Annotated in this window: 5 protein-coding genes; 4 read left to right on the top strand and 1 reads right to left on the bottom strand. The window is 20.3% G+C overall.

Annotated elements, in window-relative coordinates:
• The first annotated feature begins 516 nt into the window (after positions 1-516).
• The 4 genes from AB162_RS02905 to AB162_RS02895 all read left to right on the top strand — a co-directional run bounded on the left by AB162_RS02905 (position 517) and on the right by AB162_RS02895 (position 2,608).
• Positions 517-873 (top strand): phospholipase D-like domain-containing protein, encoded by a 357-nt coding sequence (locus AB162_RS02905; RefSeq protein ID WP_053097420.1) that lies wholly within the window; start codon positions 517-519, stop codon positions 871-873.
• Positions 874-925: 52 nt separating this feature from the next.
• The gene (locus AB162_RS02950) at positions 926-1,096 is read left to right on the top strand and encodes a phospholipase D-like domain-containing protein (protein ID WP_082239296.1); all 171 of its coding nucleotides are present in this window, start codon (positions 926-928) and stop codon (positions 1,094-1,096) included.
• Between the two features lie 16 nt (positions 1,097-1,112).
• Positions 1,113-2,018, top strand: coding sequence for an SPFH domain-containing protein (locus tag AB162_RS02900; protein ID WP_053097418.1), 906 nt, complete (start codon positions 1,113-1,115; stop codon positions 2,016-2,018).
• Positions 2,019-2,131: 113 nt separating this feature from the next.
• Entirely contained in the window at positions 2,132-2,608 is a 477-nt protein-coding gene (locus AB162_RS02895; RefSeq protein WP_053097416.1) for an Hsp20 family protein, read from the top strand.
• A 17-nt stretch (positions 2,609-2,625) separates the two neighbouring features.
• Here AB162_RS02895 and AB162_RS02890 read toward each other — a convergent pair whose 3' ends face one another.
• Positions 2,626-3,444 (bottom strand): replication initiator protein A, encoded by an 819-nt coding sequence (locus AB162_RS02890; protein WP_260080738.1) that lies wholly within the window; start codon positions 3,442-3,444, stop codon positions 2,626-2,628.
• Positions 3,445-3,465 lie beyond the last annotated feature (21 nt).

Here is a 3,465-nt window from a genome sequence, read left to right as displayed (position 1 = left end):
ATAATAATTTTGTTAAAAATAATTTTATTTATATATAATTAGTAAACTAATATTATATAAATAACATGTGGATAACATGTGGATAACATGTGGATAACATGTGGATAACATGTGGATAACATGTGGATAACTTTTCTTAGTTAAACCAAAAAATCGTGATTTAAAAACTTTTTATCGTGATTTAAAAACTTTGTTTTTTTAAAACATCAGATGGGATCTAGCTTAAAGCTTCAAAAAAAAAGCTGTAACTGTTTTAACTAATAAAAAAATAAATTATTATTATTAATATTTTATTTATTTATAAGAATTACTGAAATTTTTTGTCTTTAAAAAAATCCCGCTTTCTCGATAAGCTAAAAGCTTATCTTGCGAAGAGCGGGTATGTAATAAAATCAAAACACATCAATCTAACGCAATATAAAGTACCTACATTAAACGATCATTCACTAATGTTAGTATTCCTAGATAAATAATTTAAAATCTGTTTAACAAGCTTTAGAAGCAGTTTTAACCTATATGAGAACAGTCAACAAAAATAAAAATTTATTTCAACAAATATTTTTTAAATTAATTTTAATTATTTTTGCTTTTTTTCTTTTTTTAATTACATATACAATTATATGTAAAATAAATAATTTTTATGTAAATAATTTACATAATACAAATATAATTGTATTATTTTCTCCAAATAATCAAACAAAAAAAGAAATTTTAAAATTAATTAATAATTCTAAAAAATCAATAGATATTGCAGCTTATTCGTTTACTGATATAGATATAGCAAAAGCTTTAAAAAAAGCAAAATTTAATAAAATTAAAATAAGAATTTTATTAGATAAAAAACAAATATTAAAAATAAAAAATCAAATTTAAATTTTTTTAAAAAAATAATTTTTATATTCATCTTATAAAAAAATATAAAATTATGCATAATAAATTTATGATTATAGATAATAATATAATTCAAACAGGATCTTTTAATTATACAAAAAATGCAGAAAAATATAATGCAGAAAATATTATTATAATTTATAATAGACCAGATATTGCTAATATTTATACACAAGAATTTAATAAATTATGGATACTAAACTAAATTTAGTTAAAATTATATGTTAACAATTATTTTATTTTTTATTATTTTAAATATTTTATTTTTTATTAATTCAATTAAAATTGTTCCACAAGGTTTTCAATGGACAGTTGAAAGATTTGGAAAATATATACGTTTATTAACACCAGGATTAAATATTATTATTCCTTTTGTTGATAGAATTGGAAAAAAAATTAATATAATGGAACAATTAATAGAAATACCTTCACAAGAAATTATATCAAAAGATAACGCAAATGTTACTATTGATGCAGTTTGTTTTATACAAGTTATAAATTCACAGAAAGCAGCATATGAAATAAATGATTTAAAAAAATCAATTATATATTTAATTATGACTAATATTAGAACTGTATTAGGTTCTATGGAATTAGATGAAATACTCTCACAAAGAGATAATATTAATAATAGATTATTATTAATTGTTGAAGAAGTAACAAATTCTTGGGGAATAAAATTTACTCGTATTGAAATAAGAGATATAAAACCACCAACAGAATTAATATCTTCAATGAATGCACAAATGAAAGCAGAAAGAACAAAACGTGCTGATATTTTAGAAGCAGAAGGAATAAGACAAGCAGCAATTTTAAAAGCAGAAGGAGAAAAACAATCACAAATTTTAAAAGCAGAAGGAGAAAAAGAATCTGCTTTTTTAGAAGCTGAAGCTAGAGAACGTTCAGCAGAAGCTGAAGCTCATGCAACTAAAATTGTATCACAAGCAATAAATTTAGGAAACATTCAAGCAATTAATTATTTTATTGCACAAAAATATACTGAAGCTATATCAAATATTGGATTATCTAATAATAATAAAATTATTATGCTTCCATTAGAAACTTCAAATTTTATAGGTTCAATTAAAGGTATATTTGATATAATTAATGAAAGTCAACAAAAATAAAAATTTATTTCAACAAATATTTTTTAAATTAATTTTAATTATTTTTGCTTTTTTTCTTTTTTAATCTAATATAAAATTATATGTGAAATTAACATATTTAATGGAGGATAAATATGGCTTATCGTTCTCTATCAATTATTCCTGCGTTTAGTGATGATATTTTTTCAGATCGTTTTACGCAAATAGATAATCTTTTTAGTAGATTAACTGGAGAAAAACCTATTAATGAAACAACAGAATATAATTTAATTCAACATAACAAACATGAATATGAATTAATAGTTAATGTTGCTGGTTTTTCTCAAGATGAATTAGAAGTATCTGTATTAAATAATCAATTAATTATAAACGGAAAAAGAAAAATAGATAAAAATTTAACATCTTCTGAAGAAAAAATAAAAATAATACATCAAGGAATTAAAAAAGAATCTTTTTCTTTAAGTTTTAATTTAGAACATCAAATTAATATACAACAAGCAAATTTAGATAAAGGTTTATTACAACTTAAATTTAATTATTTTATTCCTGAAGAAGAAAAACCTAAAAAAATTAATATTGAAGTAAAAGAAAATTTAAATAAATTAAATTAATTTAAAATTAAAAAGCCTTAGTTCAAACTGAGGCTTTTTTTATTTTGAAATAAAACTTGATCTTTAATTAAATTAAAATATATATTATATTCTGGTAAGTTATTTTTTTTAGCTAATTGTTTTATATTATGTCTAAACATCTTTAATAAAGATGTACTTCCTGTTTTTAAATATAATTTTTCAATTGATATAATAAATTCTTTTTGATTTCCACAATGCTTACGTGCAATTTCATAAATTCTTCTATCTATTGCTTTTCTAATTTTAAAATAATCTGAACTTATTTTTAAAATTTTTCTTTTATATAACGATTGATATAACCAATAAGGTAAAGTAATTTCAATCATTCCATATTTAAAATTACCTTCTGTATTTTTAATTATTCTCCAACTATCAATTAAACCAAAACCAACAATTTCTTGTTTATCTTTATAAAAAATATTTGTTTCAATTATTGTACCTTTAAGTCTAGATAATGTTTTTCTTAATTCAGAATAAGATCTACCACTAGTATTTCTAGAAGTAGTTAAAAAAAAATTATAAGGAGTAAAATATACTGTACGACTTATAATTAAGCCATAATTCATAGCTTCTTGTAATTTTGAAATAGCATAAATCCAAATATCTTTATCAAAAATAGTAGCTATCCCATCAACAGTAGGTTTAATAGTAATATTAATATTACCATTAATATATTTTCTAATATTTTTATCCCCACCTTTTAAAGCAAAAAAAGGATGTTCCATACTAGCAATTTCATTACGAAAGCTATGAATTTCTAATTCATCTGCTATAAAAAATTCTATTTCATTTATTTTTTTATCTATTTTTTTCAAAATATTTATTTCTCTATTTAA

The organism is Candidatus Palibaumannia cicadellinicola, assembly GCF_001269425.1.
Lineage (GTDB): Bacteria > Pseudomonadota > Gammaproteobacteria > Enterobacterales > Enterobacteriaceae > Baumannia > Baumannia cicadellinicola_A.
Note: the sequence above shows the minus strand (reverse complement) of the source record. Positions and strands in the feature narration are given on the sequence as shown.